21 protein-coding genes are annotated in these 18,506 nt (G+C 40.2%); 17 read left to right on the top strand and 4 right to left on the bottom strand.

All coding sequences use genetic code 11. The annotated features are described in order from the left end of the window. Window positions 1-121: 121 nt before the first annotated feature. Entirely contained in the window at window positions 122-316 is a 195-nt protein-coding gene (locus tag FTU06_RS10520) for a sulfurtransferase TusA family protein (protein WP_078189214.1), read from the bottom strand. Window positions 317-731: 415 nt separating this feature from the next. Between FTU06_RS10520 and FTU06_RS10525 the strand changes: the two genes are divergently transcribed. Further along, entirely contained in the window at window positions 732-944 is a 213-nt protein-coding gene (locus FTU06_RS10525; RefSeq protein ID WP_005014923.1) for a cold-shock protein, read from the top strand. A 99-nt stretch (window positions 945-1,043) separates the two neighbouring features. Beyond that, window positions 1,044-2,195, top strand: coding sequence for an ATP-dependent RNA helicase RhlB (gene rhlB / locus FTU06_RS10530; protein ID WP_078188878.1), 1,152 nt, complete (start codon window positions 1,044-1,046; stop codon window positions 2,193-2,195). 100 nt (window positions 2,196-2,295) lie between these two features. Here rhlB and FTU06_RS10535 read toward each other — a convergent pair whose 3' ends face one another. Next, window positions 2,296-2,685 carry a hypothetical protein gene (locus tag FTU06_RS10535; protein ID WP_180146501.1) on the bottom strand — a complete coding sequence of 130 codons (390 nt, stop codon included), beginning with the start codon at window positions 2,683-2,685 and terminating at the stop codon, window positions 2,296-2,298. A 212-nt stretch (window positions 2,686-2,897) separates the two neighbouring features. On the opposite strand from FTU06_RS10535, the gene FTU06_RS10540 reads away from it, so the two are divergent. The 14 genes from FTU06_RS10540 (at window position 2,898) to FTU06_RS10605 (ending at window position 16,455) form a co-directional block, all read left to right on the top strand. Continuing rightward, window positions 2,898-3,488 carry a nitroreductase family protein gene (locus FTU06_RS10540; RefSeq protein WP_171525909.1) on the top strand — a complete coding sequence of 197 codons (591 nt, stop codon included), beginning with the start codon at window positions 2,898-2,900 and terminating at the stop codon, window positions 3,486-3,488. Between the two features lie 60 nt (window positions 3,489-3,548). Continuing rightward, on the top strand, window positions 3,549-4,622 hold the full coding sequence (locus tag FTU06_RS10545) for an NAD(P)H-dependent glycerol-3-phosphate dehydrogenase (RefSeq protein WP_180023883.1): 1,074 nt from the start codon (window positions 3,549-3,551) through the stop codon (window positions 4,620-4,622). Between the two features lie 79 nt (window positions 4,623-4,701). Further along, the gene (locus FTU06_RS10550) at window positions 4,702-5,157 is read left to right on the top strand and encodes a histidine phosphatase family protein (protein WP_078193626.1); all 456 of its coding nucleotides are present in this window, start codon (window positions 4,702-4,704) and stop codon (window positions 5,155-5,157) included. Between the two features lie 27 nt (window positions 5,158-5,184). Next, the gene (gene gspL / locus FTU06_RS10555) at window positions 5,185-6,324 is read left to right on the top strand and encodes a type II secretion system protein GspL (protein ID WP_180026854.1); all 1,140 of its coding nucleotides are present in this window, start codon (window positions 5,185-5,187) and stop codon (window positions 6,322-6,324) included. Continuing rightward, window positions 6,324-6,803, top strand: coding sequence for a type II secretion system protein GspM (gene gspM / locus FTU06_RS10560; protein WP_168378926.1), 480 nt, complete (start codon window positions 6,324-6,326; stop codon window positions 6,801-6,803). The genes gspL and gspM overlap by 1 nt, the downstream gene beginning before the upstream one ends. 90 nt (window positions 6,804-6,893) lie before the next feature. After that, complete coding sequence (locus tag FTU06_RS10565) at window positions 6,894-7,895, top strand: quinone-dependent dihydroorotate dehydrogenase (RefSeq protein ID WP_180003012.1); 1,002 nt, start codon at window positions 6,894-6,896, stop codon at window positions 7,893-7,895. Window positions 7,896-7,900: 5 nt separating this feature from the next. Continuing rightward, entirely contained in the window at window positions 7,901-8,488 is a 588-nt protein-coding gene (locus FTU06_RS10570) for a CvpA family protein (RefSeq protein ID WP_078188866.1), read from the top strand. 24 nt (window positions 8,489-8,512) lie between these two features. Next, complete coding sequence (gene purF / locus FTU06_RS10575; RefSeq protein WP_078193623.1) at window positions 8,513-10,051, top strand: amidophosphoribosyltransferase; 1,539 nt, start codon at window positions 8,513-8,515, stop codon at window positions 10,049-10,051. Window positions 10,052-10,142: 91 nt separating this feature from the next. Continuing rightward, window positions 10,143-12,032 (top strand): M48 family metalloprotease, encoded by a 1,890-nt coding sequence (locus tag FTU06_RS10580; RefSeq protein ID WP_180026853.1) that lies wholly within the window; start codon window positions 10,143-10,145, stop codon window positions 12,030-12,032. Window positions 12,033-12,204: 172 nt separating this feature from the next. Beyond that, the gene (locus FTU06_RS10585) at window positions 12,205-12,852 is read left to right on the top strand and encodes a hypothetical protein (protein WP_180146504.1); all 648 of its coding nucleotides are present in this window, start codon (window positions 12,205-12,207) and stop codon (window positions 12,850-12,852) included. A gap of 20 nt (window positions 12,853-12,872) precedes the next feature. Then, window positions 12,873-13,844, top strand: coding sequence for a D-glycerate dehydrogenase (locus FTU06_RS10590; protein WP_180146508.1), 972 nt, complete (start codon window positions 12,873-12,875; stop codon window positions 13,842-13,844). An 85-nt stretch (window positions 13,845-13,929) separates the two neighbouring features. Continuing rightward, the gene (locus tag FTU06_RS10595) at window positions 13,930-15,369 is read left to right on the top strand and encodes a M48 family metalloprotease (protein WP_180146511.1); all 1,440 of its coding nucleotides are present in this window, start codon (window positions 13,930-13,932) and stop codon (window positions 15,367-15,369) included. A gap of 121 nt (window positions 15,370-15,490) precedes the next feature. Next, window positions 15,491-15,850: a hypothetical protein gene (locus FTU06_RS10600; protein WP_180146514.1), complete on the top strand. Its 360-nt coding sequence runs from the start codon at window positions 15,491-15,493 to the stop codon at window positions 15,848-15,850. 68 nt (window positions 15,851-15,918) lie between these two features. Next, window positions 15,919-16,455: a GNAT family N-acetyltransferase gene (locus FTU06_RS10605; protein ID WP_257234393.1), complete on the top strand. Its 537-nt coding sequence runs from the start codon at window positions 15,919-15,921 to the stop codon at window positions 16,453-16,455. A gap of 103 nt (window positions 16,456-16,558) precedes the next feature. Here FTU06_RS10605 and FTU06_RS10610 read toward each other — a convergent pair whose 3' ends face one another. Together FTU06_RS10610 and rpsU are read right to left on the bottom strand one after the other, a co-directional pair. Continuing rightward, window positions 16,559-17,005 (bottom strand): GatB/YqeY domain-containing protein, encoded by a 447-nt coding sequence (locus FTU06_RS10610; protein WP_078193617.1) that lies wholly within the window; start codon window positions 17,003-17,005, stop codon window positions 16,559-16,561. Between the two features lie 39 nt (window positions 17,006-17,044). Next, entirely contained in the window at window positions 17,045-17,260 is a 216-nt protein-coding gene (gene rpsU / locus FTU06_RS10615) for a 30S ribosomal protein S21 (protein WP_001136722.1), read from the bottom strand. 146 nt (window positions 17,261-17,406) lie between these two features. Between rpsU and tsaD the strand changes: the two genes are divergently transcribed. Continuing rightward, window positions 17,407-18,423, top strand: coding sequence for a tRNA (adenosine(37)-N6)-threonylcarbamoyltransferase complex transferase subunit TsaD (gene tsaD, locus FTU06_RS10620; RefSeq protein WP_180146520.1), 1,017 nt, complete (start codon window positions 17,407-17,409; stop codon window positions 18,421-18,423). Window positions 18,424-18,506 lie beyond the last annotated feature (83 nt).

Consider the following 18,506-nt stretch of genomic DNA (forward strand, 5'->3'; position numbering starts at 1 on the left):
ATGGGTAAGCCCAATAACTAAGATTCATCTTAATCCAATATTTCCGTAAATTATGGAAAATTGGGTATAGAAATGTAAACTTTTATTCAATTATGAAGCAATTTAGTTTAACTGAATCTTTTTAAGATTCAATTAAGTAATGAAACTCAGAATCGGAAATTTTGCGCATTTCACAGTTTAACTGATGTATTTGACAGTATCGTGATACATCTTGTTGGCTGTGCGGATCGGATGACTTTAACAATAAAGATTGGTCTGGACTTTTCTTTAAAGCTTTTTTGAGCATCAATAGTGGCATCGGGCAGGGTTTACCCATTGCATCTACAGTTAAAAGCGAATTTTGGCTGTCACTCACGAAGCAGATCCAACATGTTTACATTTCAATGGAAATATTAGCAAATACAGTGCCAAATCCCAACCTAAAATAGGTAAAAATCCTTTGTGATTTATAACTCAAACGATGTGAAAAAATAAGAATATTCAAAAGGAAAATAGATCAAAAAAATCTATTAATTGCGGTAAACCCGTGTTAAGCTCGTTGCGTTGTTAAGATTTTTGTTGGCTGTGAAGCCTCTTAACTCTTGATATATTTGGATGTAACCGGGATTTTGTTGATAGTTTTACAGAATGATTACAAGCTTAGAAATAAAAATATTTTTTTTAACCTTGTTTGGTCTGCTGTTTGCAACACCGGGTGGTCCTTCTTTTTTAAATACGATAAGGATTAACTTATGACAGCTCGTGAACAAGGCGTTGTTAAATGGTTCAACGACACTAAAGGCTTTGGCTTTATTCAACGTAACGGCGGCGACGACGTATTCGTTCATTTCCGCGCAATTATGGGCGAAGGCCACCGTTCACTTCGTGACGGCCAACGCGTAGAATTCAGCGTTGTTAAAGGTCAAAAAGGCTTCCAAGCTGAAGAAGTACAACCTTTAGACTAATCGTCTGAATGTACTCAAAAACGCTCCAATGTAAATTGGGGCGTTTTTTGTTTATAATGCTTCAGCAATTTTGTGATTATTCAATTAGGGCACATCTATATGTCATCAGGTTTTGAAACCTTAAATTTACATCCGAACCTTAAAAAAGCCATTGATGCTTTAGGTTTTAAGGATATGACGCCTATTCAGCAAAAGGTTTTAAAATTTACATTGGCTGGACATGACGCTATTGGTCGTGCTCAAACTGGTACTGGTAAGACTGCGGCTTTCTTGGTCAGTGTGATCAATGACTTGTTGAATAATCCAATTAAAGAACAACGCTTCCGCGGTGAGCCGCGTGCATTGATTCTTGCACCAACCCGTGAGCTTGCATTGCAAATTGAAAGTGATGCCAAAGAATTAGTGAAATATACTGATCTTAATGTCATGACTTTGCTCGGTGGGGTAGATTTTGATAAGCAAAAAAATCTATTAAATCGTAATTTTGTCGACATTATGGTGGCGACACCGGGTCGCTTAATTGACTTTGTTGAACAAAAAGAAGTTTGGCTCGATCAAATAGAATTTTTAGTGATCGATGAAGCTGACCGTTTATTAGATATGGGCTTTATCCCATCTGTAAAACGTATCGTGCGCTTTTCACCACGTAAAGAACAACGCCAAACGCTAATGTTCTCTGCGACGTTTAGTTATGACGTTTTAAATTTGGCACAGCAATGGTTGTTTGAACCAGTAACTGTTGAAATTGAACCTGAAAAGAAAACCAATGCCGATGTTGAGCAACGTGTCTACATGGTGGCGAAGTCTGATAAATATAAATTATTGGAAGACATCTTACGTGATGAACCAATTGAAAAGGTCATGATCTTTGCCAATCGTCGTGATCAAGTGCGTAAACTTTATGATCATCTCAAAAAAGACGGTTATAAAGTGGTGATGTTGTCAGGTGAAATCGCTCAAGATAAGCGTTTGAAAATGCTTGATCAGTTCAAAAATGGTCAACATAACATCATGATTGCAACAGACGTTGCGGGTCGTGGTATCCATGTCGATGGTGTTTCTCATGTAGTGAACTTTACACTTCCTGAACAGTCTGATGATTATGTACACCGTATCGGTCGTACAGGTCGTGCAGGTACTCGTGGTGTGAGTATTAGTTTCTTGTCTGAAGATGATGCTTTTTCACTGCCTGAAATTGAAAAAGCCATTGGTCAAAAATTACCTTTAACCCGTTTAGACGGTTATTGCTAATTTTTGTTTCTAAAAAAGCCTGCATTTTTGCAGGCTTTTTTATTTCATGTCGACTATTTCATTTTGAGTTAATGACAAAACAAAATCACAGACTAGCGTTTTAGTTTGCACGGCAACTAAAGGTTAGTACGGTTTGGTAATCATCATCTTTGCTGATGCTGCCGCTATTTCCTGTAATGGTGCCAAGTACGCCAGCCGCCGCTTGAATCATTTGACCTGTCTTTTCATCGACCACGCCTTTTAAAACTCCGTTGTATTCTTGCTTTTCATCCACCACGACAGGGGTCGCATTTTTACCACAGGTACTATTTGCAGCTGCAATTGCATTATTTTTTGCCGCTAAACTGGTTTTACCTACGGCAGTCACTTCATATTGATTATTTGGTTTTTGAATCGCTAAAGATTTTATTGGCGTAGATGTACATGCAGCTAAAAGCACAGTTGCGCTTAGCGTGCTAACAATGGCAACAGTTTTGTTGAATTTTTTCATGCGGTGCCCCGAGTTAGAAACAATTTGATTTATTTGAACATAAAATTTCTTATAGAACAGGGAACTGCTGTACAAGTTATGCGGTTTTTTTATAGTAAATCTGTGAATAAAGCTGACTTAACAAATAAGCACCGAGTCTGATGTAAACATTCTAGAGTAAGTTATTGAGAATATGCTAATCTTGAGCAAACGTTTTAAAGTACAGTGTATAGATGTCAATTCTAAAATCAGCAGTTGATACAGTTCATCAAAATATTCATCAGCGTCAGTCGATTGGTCATTTAATTGAACCTGCGCCGAATGCTGAGCAATTGGAAAATGCGTTTCAAGCCGCTTTAACGGCGCCAGATCATCATCGTCTTAAGCCTACGCGTTTCGTGATTATTCCTGAAACTGAACGTGAAGCATTTGGTGAGTTGCTTTCACATGCTTTAGCCGATACTGGACAAACAGAAGAAGCGCAGTTGGAACGTGTGAAACACCATCCATTTCGTGCGCCACTATTGGTTTTGGCTTTAACTCAATTACAAGATCATCCCAAAGTTCCGCATTTCGAACAAATTTTAAGTTCAGGCGCAGCAGTACAAAACTTTTTGCTCTCTTTACAAGCACAGGGCTTTTCAACCATGTGGCGTAGTGGGGCGGTGGTTGAATCTAAATTGTTTAAACAAGCCTTAGGCTTAACGGAAAACGATTTGATTTCAGGCATTATTTATATCGGTACAGCTGTGAAAGCAATTCCACCTCGTGCTGAAATACAGTCTGCTGACTTTGTAAGCCATTGGCATAAAGCAAACCAATAAAAGTGAAAAATAGATCGATTGATGAAGTTCGATCAGTAAAGAAATTAGGATAAAAGAACAATGTCAGAACTTGATTTTGCAAGTCTTGTTAGCCCTGTGTCAGTTGACCAAAAAACTGCACTACGTGTTACGGTGTTGGGTGGTGGGAGTTTTGGTACTGCGATGGCCAATACCGCAGTACGTAATGGCTGTGACACCATGATATGGATTCGTGATGAGGCGGTAGCTGCGGACATTAATGCAACACATATTAATAAACGTTACTTGCCAGATTTTCAATTAGAAGCAAGTTTGCTTGCTGTTTCAGATTTAGAAAAAGCAGTATGTAATCGTGACATTATTTTGGTGGCCATTCCGAGCCATTCTTTCCGTAGTGTTTTACAGCAGATCAAGCCTTTTATCACGTCACAAGCAGTGGTGTCTTTAACCAAAGGTATTGAAGCCAATACCTTTAGCTTTATGAGCGATATTATTCGTGAAGAACTTCCTGAAGTCCCTTATGGTGTGCTTTCAGGGCCAAACTTGGCGAAGGAAATTGTTGCAGGACAACCAGCAGGAACAGTGATCGCAAGCCAATCTGAGCTGGTTCGTTATGCAGTTCAACAAGCGCTACACAGTGCGTTGTTCCGTGTATTTGCCAGTGATGATGTGCATGGCGTGGAATTGGGCGGTGCTCTGAAAAATATCTATGCAGTCGCGATGGGTCTAGCTGCGGCTTATGGTGTCGGTGAAAATACCAAGAGTATGATTTTGACACGTGCTTTGGCAGAAATGAGCCGTTTTGCAGTGAAATTAGGCGCAAACCCATTAACATTCCTAGGTTTATCTGGTGTCGGTGATTTATTTGCAACTTGTAGTAGTCCGCTCAGCCGTAATTACCAAGTCGGCTTTGCACTCGGTAGTGGTAAAAGCTTAGAGCAAGCCACCAAAGAACTGGGACAAACTGCGGAAGGGATTAATACCATTGTGCAAGTACGCGCACGCTCTGAAGAGCTCGGTGTATATATGCCAATTACCAGTGCCTTGTACGAAGTGATTTTTGAAGGTGCACCGGCACTGAATATTGCATTGTCACTGATGAAAAATGGCCATCGTAGTGATGTTGAATTTGTCTTGCCACATCAGCAAGTTTAAGTTTGCTGATTAATATGCAATACACATAGCTTTGTCATACTGGCTGTATATAATGTGCGGAATAGAATAAGGAAATTTTATGCAACTGACATTGGTTAGGCATGGCGAAGCTGCTCCGCCAGTAATGGGGAATGATGAAAAGCGTCCTTTAACAGCGCGCGGACAAACTCAAGCGGCAGAAACTGCAGCATATTTGAAAGATATAATTCAACCAGACGTTTTTGTGGTGAGTCCGCTACTGCGTGCGCAGCAAACACTTTCATCTTTGCAAAAACATTTTCCACATGTGCCTGTGGTTATTTGTAATGCCATCAAACCGGAAGATGATGCCAAAGTTGCAGTGGAATGGTTGTCACATTTACCGTATGAGTCTATTGTGGTGGTGTGCCATATGAACGTTGTGGCACATATGGCCAGTGTTTTGGTCTCAGAATATTTTAATCCCTATGCTTTGGCAGAAGCGCGCATTTATGAACAAGCGGTCATTGCTCCAGGGTTATCAACACAAATTAAAACGTTTATACCATCAACATAAAAACCAATTAAAACGGCAGAAAAATTAATGTTGTATTTATGGATGCCCGAAGCCAATGGGGTTTGGCAATGGTCAGAAGGGGATTTCTGGAAGCAGTCATCGACACTTGAACAATTGATTCAGGAAATTCAGCCGCATGCGGGAAAGGAAGCGGTTGTTTTCTTTCCAAGTCGTGATGTACAAATCATTCAGCAAATTTTTCCAAAAAACCAATATAAAAAACTTGGCCCAGACGGCGTAAAATATTTACTTGAGGAATATGTCATTTTGCCTTTGGATGCAATGAAAGTATTGCATCATTTTCAAAGTCCGGATGAATTAACGGTCATGGGGATTGCGCATAGTACAGTCGAAACGATGCAGCATGCTTTGACGCTAATTCCTGTAAAAGTCATTTCGTTATTACCTGACTTTTTGGTCTTGCCAAGCCCAGAAGCTGGGCAACATGTTTTGGCAAATGTCAGCGGTCATTTATTGGTCCGAAATGGTGAATATGTCGGGCAATCCGTTGATGATTTGGCTTTGTACTTAGATTATCAAATTGGTCAGCCGAACTATAAGATTTCAAATCTAAGTTCAGATCAGACGCATAGTCTTGAAGCCGCTGTAACGCATGATCACATTGAATCTTTTCATTATGAATTACCCAATATAAAAAAACCGAAACAACATCCACTGAATGTTTTGCCGAAAGCCAAAACCAATACGGGTGTAAGCGGTTATTGGAAAGCTTGTGCAGCTGTTTTGGTTGCGGCTCTAATTACTCAGTTTAGTTATGATGCAGTTCGCTGGTATCAATACAAAAAAGTGGCCAATATCACTGCGGCACAAGCGATTGATCAGTTTAAATATTGGTTTGGTCAAAGCTATCCTGTGACCGAACAAACGCTGAAAAGCCAGTTCGAATCACAATTGCGTCAGAGTCAAACGGGCAATGCACAGGCTTTGTCTTTACTGAGCCGTGTCGGGCCAGTTTTAATGCAAAACCAAATTTCTGCAAATCGTGTGAGCTATGAAGCCTCGATGCTGAATATGGAGTTAAAAGCTAATTCGGCAGAAGTACTACAAACCCTAACTGATCAATTAAAACAACAAGGTTTTAAAGTCGAATTAGGGAATATTCAACCAAGTGCCAACGGCGCGATTGGATTGGTGAAAATACAATAATGATAAAAATGGAAAACCTACAGCAACGTATAGATGGGCAAATTGAGCGCATCACTGATTATTTAGACCAACTTTCTACTCGTGAACGAGTCATGGTGATCTTTACCACAATTTTTGTTGTAGTGGCAGCGATTGGTTCGGCACTGTTTTATATGAACAAAGCTGCAAATTTTCAACAAAAGCGCGTGAATGAACTCAAAGATACTGTTGTTTGGATGCAAAGTAATGCCGTCACGATGAAACCAGCAGGTGATACACAACTGAGCGCGTTGGAAAAAGTTCAGCGTGTATCGCAACAACAGGGCTTGTCAGTAGCATCTCAACAAGTCGGCGAGCAAATACAGATTGCTGTGATGCATGAAAATTATGCAATTCTGGCCAATTTTTTGACGCAATTGGTTCAAATGGGTTTAAGTATTGAAAAGATGGAATTAAGTTCTGAAGCGGGACAGGTCAAATTAACAGCGAGTGTACAATAATCGGTAAAAATAAAGATCTGCTAAGCATGGTGTTTTATTTGTGCTGTGCCTATAATATGCCGACTTAAAAAGCAGTAGACTTTTATAGATATGTTGTATTCTCTAGCCCGCCCTTTGTTGTTTACTTTAGCACCAGAGCGTGCACATGAGCTGACATTATCGCTGTTGAAATCTTCTCACAAGATGGGAATGATGCGTCAAAACGTGGCGTCTAAACCAGTGACATGTATGGGAATCGAATTTCCTAATCCTGTTGGTTTAGCAGCCGGTCTTGATAAAAACGGTGCTTATATCGATGCGCTGGCGAGCCAGGGCTTCGGCTTTATTGAAATTGGTACAATTACACCCCTTCCACAATCAGGTAACCCTGAACCTCGTTTATTTCGTTTACCGAAAGCAAAAGCCATTATTAACCGTATGGGTTTTAACAACGATGGCGTGGATCAGCTGATCGAAAATGTAAAAGCTGCAAAATTTAAGGGTGTACTTGGGATCAATATCGGTAAAAATGCAGTTACACCTGTTGAAAAAGCAGTTGACGATTATCTGATTTGTCTAGAAAAAGTTTATAACTACGCTTCTTATATTACGGTTAATATTTCATCTCCTAACACTAAAAATCTTCGCAGCTTACAAAGCGGTGATGCTTTGACTGAACTGTTAGAGACACTCAAGAAACGTCAACTCGAGTTGGCGGATGAAAATCAACATTATGTACCCTTAGTACTTAAAGTTGCACCAGATCTAGAACCAGAAGACATTAATTTTATTGCCCAACAATTGTTAAAATTTAAAATTGATGGTCTGATTGTTACCAATACGACTTTGTCACGTGAAGGTGTTGAAGGCCTTCCATATGGTGATGAAGCAGGTGGTCTATCCGGTGCGCCAGTCTTTGAAAAAAGTACGGCATGTTTGGCGGCTTTTGCTAAAGTATTAAACGGTCAAATTCCATTGATCGGTGTAGGTGGTATTTTGTCGGGCGCGGATGCTGTTGCGAAACAAAAAGCAGGAGCTAGCCTTGTACAAGTGTATAGTGGCCTCATATATACAGGTCCGACACTTGTAAAAGACTGCGTAGACGCATTGTAAATATCATGAATACCATTGATATCTTTATACTGATTATTTTGCTCATTGGAGGGCTTAACGGTTTGCGTCAAGGATTTGTAAAAGCCTTTGCGAACTTCATTGGATGGATTCTTGCACTTGTCATTGCGGCAAAGTATGCAACCGTCCTTGCACCTTCGATGACATCTTTAAGTACAGATCCAGTGGTACAGAAGATTGCCGCGTTCGCATTTATTGTATTGTTGATTGTAGTCATGACTTGGGTCGCGACATGGTTATTGAACAGTATTTTGAAAACATTAAAGCTTGGTCCTTTAAATCGACTGGCAGGTGGTGTTTTTGGAAGCTTGAAAGGATTGTTGGTGGTGTTGATCACTATGCAGGGGCTAGGTCCTTGGGTAGAAAGTTCACCACATTGGAAACAATCTAAAATGGTTCAGTCATTATTGCCATATGCGCCTTGGGCAACCGAATTGTCCAAAGATGCTGCAAATCAAGCACTTCATCATATTCAGTCTGAAGATGCTCAGAAATCTTCAGACCTCCCATCTGAGTCGCAGAACAAGCACGGACGTTCTGGATCGGGTGAGTCAACAAATAATCCTTTTTATTAACCCTAGCTTGTCTGCGAGGTTGCTATGTGTGGAGTAGTTGGTATAGCTGGTAAATCACCTGTTAACCAAATGTTGTTTGATGCGTTAACGATGTTACAACATCGTGGACAGGATGCAGCCGGGATCGTAACTTGTCAGGATGGTCGTTTATTCCTGCGTAAAGATACGGGTATGGTACGTGATGTGTTCCACACACGTCATATGCGTGCATTACAGGGTAATTATGGTATTGGCCATGTTCGTTACCCAACTGCTGGTTCTTCAAGCAGTGCTGAAGCTCAGCCATTCTATGTAAACTCACCTTATGGCATCACGCTTGCACATAATGGTAACTTAACTAATGCTGCTGAAATTCATGATGACTTGTTCAAGACTGACTTACGTCATATGAACACCGATTCAGACTCAGAAGTATTATTAAACGTATTTGCTCACGAATTGCAAAAACGCGCAAAACTTACACCAAGCGCTGAAGATGTATTCCACGTGGTTTCACGTGTGCATGAACGTTGCAAAGGTGGTTATGCGGTTGTTGCTATGATCACAGGTCAAGGCCTTGTGGGTTTTCGTGATCCAAATGGTATTCGTCCATTGATCTACGGTTCGCGTGAAACTGAAAATGGTATGGAATATATCATTGCGTCTGAATCTGTCGCAATTACAGCGCTTGGCTTTAAAGTTGAGCGCGATATTGCACCGGGTGAAGCAATTTATATTACTGCTGATGGCGTGATGTCGACCAAGCAGTGTGCAGTAGCCCCTGAATATCGTCCTTGTATCTTTGAATACGTATATTTTGCGCGTCCGGATGCAACCATTGATGGTATTTCAGTTTACAAAGCACGTTTGAAAATGGGCGAAAAACTTGCTCAGAAAATTCTGCGTGAATGGGGTGATGAGCACGATATCGATGTCGTGATCCCAATTCCTGATACTTCACGTACTTCAGCGCTAGAGCTTGCAAATACTTTAGGTGTGAAATTCCGTGAAGGCTTCATGAAGAACCGTTATATCGGTCGTACCTTCATTATGCCGGGTCAGCAACTTCGTAAGAAATCTGTGCGTCAAAAGCTTAACCCTGTAGAGCTAGAGTTCCAAGGCAAAAACGTACTATTGGTTGATGACTCGATTGTTCGTGGTACAACTTGTAACGAAATCATTCAAATGGCGCGTGATGCGGGTGCGAAAAAAGTATTCTTTGCGTCTGCTGCACCGATGGTGAAATATCCAAACGTGTACGGGATTGATATGCCAGCCAAATCTGAACTGATTGCGTCAGAACGTAGCGTTGAAGAAATTCGTGAAATTATTGGTGCTGATCGCTTGATTTTCCAAGACTTGGAAGATCTGAAATCTGCAGTACGCACCAAGAAAGTCCCTGAGTTACAAGACTTTGATTGCTCGGTATTTGATGGTAAATATGTGGCAGGTGGTATTGATGCTGAATATTTGGCAGCATTAGAGCGTAAGCGTAATGACTCTGCAAAAAATGAAAAGCCAGCTTATATCGATGTTAACATTGATGCAGCTTCTGTGGATTTAACAGGTGTTCGCGAAGAATAATCTGCTGAAAACACACTGAAAAAGCGGGAATTTCCCGCTTTTTTCATTTATGATGAGCAAACAAAAGACAATGTAGCTTAAGGGTATTACATTGAGACGTGTGGGTTATGATTTTATAAAAAACAAAAATATGTTTTGGCCTGTCACCATGTGTATGGCGGCAGTGTTTTTGACCGTCGCAATTATTAATGTAATTGTCGGTTTAATTGTGGATTATTATGATTCCACTCAGTCTATCTATTGGCATGTCCTTAGCCCATTTTTAGTGGCTACTGTACTGCTGATTATGTTGGTTTCAGTTCTCTATGATTTTTACACCTTTCGCTTAGGCGGCTATTCACTTGCAAAACAGTTAGGTGCGCGACGTCTGAGTCTCATTGAAAGTATTCCTGAAGAAAGTGTTGCACTGCGTATGACGGAGCAACTGGCAGATACCTTTCTAATCGATACTCCTGCACTTTATGTCTTACCTGATGAAGTGGGTGTGAATGCGCTCACCGCTGGTTTTAGCCCTCGAGATACATCGATCATTTTAACCTGGGGTGCCTTACAAACCCTAGATGAGATGGAAATGTATGGTTTGCTGAGCCATGAATTTAATAAGATCTTGTCGGGGGAAGCTGCTGAAAATACCCGTTTGAAAATCTTATATAGCGGTTTGACGACCTTTAGTCAGTGGGGTAGTAAAATTGCAAAACGTGGTTTCTATAAAAATGGACAAGCACGGGACAATAAGTTTGAAACGCTCTTTGTAGCGATTGGCGCAGTTATTTGGTTGATCGGTAGTTTAGGTGTTTTGATTTCCCGCTTTATTAAATATATCTCTTTGGGTTCTCGAACCTATCGTAATGACCAGAAAACTAAACGTCTGATTCAAAATGATGCCAATATTCAAACCTTATTAAGGATTTATGTGCATCATTCAGGTTCGCAGATTCATAGTGAATATGCGGAATCGATTTCTCATATGTGTTTTGCAAACTCACTCAGTCCGCAAAACTGGATGAACATTCATCCGAGTATTGAGCAGCGTATTTTTGAATTAAATCCGGCGCTTATTCATGATCTGCAACTTGAAAATTTAAAAAAACTGCGAAACCAACCGCTATTTTATTTATTCCGTTCGTTGGAAGAAGCCAATCCAGATGTTGCGACACCATGGAACTCGCCGCAACCATTGCCTTTACTGCGCTTATCACCGATTAGTTTTGCGATACGAGATGCGATTAAACCGTTAAACCCGGAGATTCGTGAAAATTGGCAGCGACCTGAATTAATCCAACGTGCCTTACAAACAGCAACCGGTTCGCGTGAAGTGATGGTGGCGATTTTAATGATTCGTCAGTATCGAGAGTTTATTCCGACTGAAGCTGAAGTGAGTCGTGCGATTGTAGATGCATTATTGAATCTTGATGGTCGTGTGCATATCTCAATTTTTCATGAGGCATGTAAAAATATTGGTACCATGCCAGCAACAATTTCACGGCAGTTCTTAACCAAGCTGGCCAAAATTATTCAGGAAGATGGTGAAATTGGTTTGCTCGATGCATTACTACTTGAAACAGTCAAATATGAGTTAAATCTGTTGCCTGCACATACACCTACATCTTTAGAAGATGTAAAACCGAGTATTGTGCGTTTGATTGATGCCTTGTTGCATGTGCAACAAATTAACAGTGATAACCAACTCGAAGTGCGTGAAAAAATCCTCAATCGAATCTTAACGAAAGAAGAACTAGAGTTCTATCGCGATATATCTGATGAGCCAATTGATTTGGCTGAAATCCTAAATGATATTTCTGGGCTGCTGCTGCGTGAGCGTCTAAGCATTCTTGGGGTTGCTGAAATATGTTTATGGAATGATCGAATTATCACGCAAGATGAGTTGGATGTTTTGCAGCTACTATATTGGCGTATTGGATTTGAATCAGCTGAGATAGTTGAACTAATGCAAAAGAAAAATAGTTTAATGATCGTATAATTATTTATAGCGGCTTGATTTATGAATAGATTAAAAGTGTCAATGAAAAGTAATCTGAGCAAGTCTACAGAATCTTTAAAGAAATAGTATGATCTAATTGATTTATAAAAGTTCAGCAAAAACCAATGAATCCCGTTAGAATATCAAGCCTTGAATAGGTGAAAATGAAAGCATGATTGGGCATCAGCGAAGCATAATGGCGGCAATGGGAATTGATATATGGATTCCTCAGGCAGCTCCGTGTCAGCAATTTAGCTCAAATATTTGGCGAGATCAGGCGGCTCCTGAAATAGTCTCTGAAATTCTACTCAAAAATGCGCCTCAGCCAACGCCTGTTCCATCACAGACTGAGCTTAAAAAGAACGTTGATGTTGTTGTAAATCAACCTGTAGAAGCACCTAAAGATGAACCAAAGGTTGTTGAGCCTGTTGAAGTTCGTCCGATTGTTCAAATCCCTTCGTTTAACTTAGAAGCTATCTGTTTAATGCACTGTGTCATTGTTATTGATGCCACAGAATTAACTGCAGAGCAGCAAGTTTTGTGGAGCAATATTCAGCGCGCAGTCAGTGCAGATTTTTTTGCCTTACAGTGGCCATTTGGTTGGGTGAATTTGCAAGATGGTCGTGGTGCAGCATCTTATGTGCAGGGCTTTATCGATGCGATGAGCTTGGATAAAAATGTCATTTGCCTAGGCGATATTCCGCATTTAGAGCATGCGAAGGTGTATCCATTGGCATCTTTACAGCAAATGATTGAACAGCCTTTATTGAAAAAACGCCTATGGCAATTTATGCAAAATAAGGCAGGACAAAATACTTAAATTACGTAAATGGAAAATTTATGCAAAAAAAAGTAGTGGTTTTTAGTCAAATAGATCAAGAAATAATTCAACGTTTAGAACAGCAATTTAAAGTTTTCCAAATTAGCCCTAAATTGGGCGATGTGAATCAGCAAATACTTGAGCATTCAAAAGATGCTGACGCCATGATTGGTGCGGGGCGTTTGTTGAATGCTTCGAATTTAGCCCATGCATCACAATTAAAAGTCATCTCAAGTGTAAGTGTCGGTTATGACAACTATGATCTAGCATTTTTAAACCAAAAAAATATCTGGTTGAGCCACACTCCGCATGTACTGACGGAAACTACAGCAGATTTAGCATTTACCTTGTTGATGAGTGCAGCACGTAAAGTGGCTGTATTGGATCAATGGACCAAACAAGGGCAGTGGAAGCGTACAGTGGGTCCTGAGCAATTTGGCATGGATGTCTTTGCTAAAACCATCGGAATTATTGGCTTAGGGCATATTGGCGCAGCGATTGGGCGTCGTGCTCGCTACGGCTTTAATATGAATGTGCTCTATCATAATCGCCGAGAAAAAATTGAATTGGCTGAATCTTTATCAGCGCAATATTGCGATTTGGATGATTTGTTGCAACGTGCTGACTTTGTGGTCGTTGCAGTGAATTTAAATGCAGAATCGAAAGCTTTAATTGGTGAACGTGAGTTGGCCTTGATGCAATCGCATGCAGTATTGGTCAATATTTCACGCGGTTCAGTGATTGATGAAGCCGCTTTAATCGATGCATTAAGTCGTGGTCAAATTTTTGCAGCAGGCTTAGATGTTTATGAGCAAGAGCCGCTTCAAGAATCGCCATTATTTACATTAGCCAATGTCGTGACATTACCCCATGTGGGTTCAGCAACAGCGGCAACCCGTAAACGTATGGCAGAGTTGGCTTATCAAAATCTAGTGGATGTTTTGGTACATGAGCGCGCGCCACGCTATGTGGTCAATCCAAAATTTGAATAAACAATCACAACAGTTTTCTCCATAATTCACCAAAATTCAATGCTATATTCGATGAAGTATGAATATGAAATTTAGAGAATAGACTTTGAAAAAGATTTTACTGGCATGTGGTCTCGGGCTTTGTTCGACATTGGCGCAGACGCAGTCCGTAGATTTTAGTTCATCCCCACAATTTTCTGTGCCTGAAATAGGTAGTGGCGTCGGCTTGTTGGATCAACAAAAAGAACGTGCCATTGGTGAGAAGGTGTATCGTGAGGTGCATCGTCAACTTCCTGTGACTGAAAATCCGTGGATGGAAGATCGTCTTTTATCTGTCTTTACGCATATTTTGAGCCAAACTCAACTTAATCAACCGGTCGGTTTGTTATTAATTAATGATCCACAAATTAATGCTTTTGCTGTACCAGGTGGCTTGTTTGCATTAAATGCGGGATTAATTAATTCAGCACGTAATATGGATGAAGTGGCAGGGGTGATGGCACATGAAATTGCACATGTATCACAACGTCATTACAGTCGTTCGCAGGAAGCCTTTAAAGGGCAAGGTTTACTGTCACTAGCCGGTATTTTGGTTGGAGCCTTGGTGGCCTCACAGGCAGATGGTGATGTGGGTGCGGCTGTAATGATGGGCTCACAAGCCGCTTTGATGGATAAACAGCTAACCTATAGCCGAAACCAAGAACGTGAAGCAGACCGTATCGGGATGCAGTATATGTATCGTGCTGGATACAATCCACAGAGCATGGCTGACTTCTTTGAAGTGATGCATCGCTCTACGAGTCGAGTGAGCTTTCTGCCTGATTTTTGGTTGACGCATCCTTTAACTACGGAGCGTATGAGCGAAGCTCGCTTACGTGCCAATCAGTTGCCTAAAGTTAAAACTAGTTTGGTTGATCAAGATTTTGAAATTCTGCGCTGGTATAGTCGAGTACTCTCAGGTCAGGCAACTGAATTGCAATTAAATACAATGGTGGCACAAAAGAATTATGCAGCTGAGTTGGCTTTGGTGAGCTTGCATATTAAACAAGGTGACTTTAGTGCTGCTCAAAAGTTATTAAATGAAGCAGCAAAACAAAATGCTTCGCATGCACTTTTTACTATTTTGCAGACCGATGTGCTGTTGGGTCAAAACAAAGCGGCTGAAGCCGTGAACGCTGTGAAAAGTTCGGCAATCATCATGCCTGAAAATCGTGCATTAAATTATAAATATGCAGAGGCTTTGATTCGAAACAAAGAATATGCACAAGCACAACTGATTCTACAGCGTTTTTTACAAGCAAATCCGCGTGACTTGAGTGGTTGGCGACTGATGTTGCAAATGGCTGATGCAGATAAAGATGCAAGCTTCCGTTCAGTCAATGTACTACGATATCGAGCTGAAGTAGAGTATTGGGGCGGGGATGAAGAACGTGCGATTAAATCTTTGCTACAGGCGCAGCGCATCGCCAAAGACTCGAAAAGTCTTTCTGCGAAAATCAAGCAACGTGTAGACGAAATGCAAAATGAACGGAAATTAAAAATATAAAGATTTCAAATGTGATGCACTTATCTATGTCGATTATAAAGTGCAAATTGTAGTTTTAGTGGTTTAGATTAATCAGTGTAAACTAGCTGTATGTAAAATGTTTATGATTAAGAACTTACAAATGAAAAATATGATTTTGGTGGCCTGTCTGTTGGGCTTAGCAACGAATATTGCAGCAGCTAGCGCAGAACAATATGTGATTGCTGTGAATGATATTAACGAAAAATATAAAACCGATGTACGCCAATTTTTTAGTCAATTAGATCCGCAGCAACAGGGATTTAAAGCAGACCAGCAAGTGAAATACTGCGGTATTGTTCAGACTTATGTGAATGATCTTTATCGTGCTGCAGACGAAAATCGTGCATTTTTAGATCGTGAGTACCGTAATATGAATAAGCAGGATGTGATTCAGCAGGTGATCGCATCAAAAGAGATGCAATTATTAAAAAAATATAATGTGCAATGTACCCTAAATTAAAAGTAAATTTATTAGCATTTTAAATCATTACGAGAAACTAAATAAAAATGAAACTCGATGATTTTGATATGAGTCATGGCAGAATCACGCTTCAGTTGATTCAGCGCCACGATGCAAAAGCACTTTATGAGGCGATTTGTCAAAGTATAGAAACCTTACGAATGTTTCCTGCAAGTTTGGCTTGGTCTTTACAAGAACCTAATTTAGATGCTTCATTGGCATTTTGTGATTCGAGAGTGTTGGCTGCGTTAAATCAGGAAAATTTTGTTTATGTGATTCGTGAGCAACAGTCGCATAACTTTTTAGGTGTCATGGATATTCATCAAATCAATTGGATGGAAAACCAAGCTAACGTTGGGTTTTGGGGAAATGTTGAATTTAAAGGGCAGGGTTTGATGACTGAAGCCTTGCAGTTATTTGTGGATCAATTATTGAATGATCTAGGATTTCAGCAATTAAACGCTTTTGTAGATGTAGAAAACAAGCAAGCACGACGTCTATGTGAACGAGCAAATTTTAAATTGATTGAAATCGAACAAGCTGCAATTCAAAATCCAGTAGATGGAAGTTGGCGAGATATTTGTAAGTATGAAATCGTTAGATAAGAAAGAAAATTATAAATGATGAATAAATTTGAATTTGGATAATTTGGCTATTTAAGTCATCAGCGTACTTAAATAGACCAAATCAAACAATATAGATGAAAGATTAAGAGAGTTTCGCTTTAATTTTAGCTGAAACTTGTGCAGGATCGGCACGTCCGGCTATGAGCGGACGTAGAGAGTTCATCACCTTACCCATATCTTTCATGCTAGTAGCTTCTTGCGCAGTAATTGTTTGCGCAATGATGGAATCAAGTTCTTCCTCAGTCATAGCTTCTGGTAGAAATTGAGATAACACCTCAATCTCGGCTTGTTCCTTACTAGCTAAATCATCTCGATTTGCACCTAAAAAGGCTTTAACCGATTCTTTGCGTTGTTTGATTTGCTTTTCAATGACCGCAAGAACTTGCTTATCGTCAAGCTCTATGCGCTCATCGACTTCGATTTGCTTGATTGCTGCCTGTAGACTACGTATTACCGTTAACTTGTCCATTTCTTTAGCACGCATAGCGGCTTTTAAAACTTCAGTTATTTGGTTTTTTAAAGTAGTCATTTATCTTGTCCAGGTTAGTCAATCAATCACAAATTAATCTTAGTAAAGGCGAGTAGTACGTACTGATTCGCGAGCCAATTTCTTTTGGTAGCGTTTAACAGCAGCAGCTTTTTTACGTTTACGTTCTTGAGTTGGTTTTTCGTAGAATTCACGTTTACGAACGTCAGCAAGAACACCCGCTTTTTCGCATGAACGTTTGAAACGACGGATAGCTACGTCTACTGGTTCGCCTTCTTTCAATTTAACTTGTGGCATGAAGAATCCTCATTAAGTTATGGATAAGATCTCGGGTCGAATTACCCTTGATCACAAGTGAAGGTCAGTATTTTACTCATTTACATCTCATATCACAAGTCTATAATAGGTTTCGCAATATTTTGAAATGGGCAAAAGGCAGTTTAATGATCGTTTTAGGCTTGGAAACTTCGTGTGATGAAACAGGACTCGCACTCTACGATAGTGAGCAAGGATTACGCGGACAAGTATTGTATAGCCAAATCAAACTGCATGCAGAATATGGTGGTGTGGTACCTGAATTAGCTTCACGTGACCATGTGCGTAAGTTAATTCCGTTATTAAAACAACTGCTTGAAGAAAGTAAAGTTGATAAATCAGAAATTGATGCCATTGCATATACTCGCGGGCCGGGCTTGATGGGTGCATTAATGACAGGCGCATTGTTTGGTCGTACGTTGGCATTTGCACTGAATAAACCTGCAATTGGTGTACATCATATGGAAGGTCATATGTTGGCGCCGCTGTTGTCTAAAACTCCACCAGAATTTCCATTTGTGGCACTTTTAGTCTCTGGGGGACATACTCAATTGATGGCTGCTTATGGAATTGGTCAATATGAATTATTGGGTGAGTCGATTGATGATGCAGCAGGTGAGGCATTCGATAAAGTCGCTAAAATGATGGGTCTACCATACCCAGGTGGTCCAAATATTTCGAAATTGGCGATCAATGGCGACATCAATGCCTTTGAATTTCCACGTCCAATGCTACACCAAGGTTTAGATTTTTCATTTAGTGGTTTAAAAACTGCCGTTTCAGTTCAATTGAAAAAAGTTGAAGGCGAAGGTCGTGAGGCGGATATCGCTGCATCATTCCAAGAAGCGTTGGTTGACACATTGGTGAAAAAATCAGTGAAAGCATTAAAACAAACGGGTTTAAAACGTTTAGTTATTGCCGGCGGTGTAAGTGCAAACAAGCGTTTACGTGAGCGCTTAGAAGCTGACTTGGCAAAAATCCGTGCAAATGTGTTTTATGCAGAACCTGCACTGTGTACAGATAATGGCGCAATGATTGCATTTGCTGGTTATCAGCGTCTTAAAGCGGGTCAACGTGATGGTTTGTCTGTTACGACTACACCGCGTTGGCCGATGACGGAATTAGGTAATCCAAACGAAGCGTAAAAATCGTTTAAAAAGGAGGCTAAATTAGCCTCTTTTTTTTATTGTGTGTTTCAAAAAAGAGACTGTGGTTTTAGAACAATATT

The organism is Acinetobacter sp. YH12052 (genome assembly GCF_013419835.1).
GTDB lineage: Bacteria > Pseudomonadota > Gammaproteobacteria > Pseudomonadales > Moraxellaceae > Acinetobacter > Acinetobacter amyesii.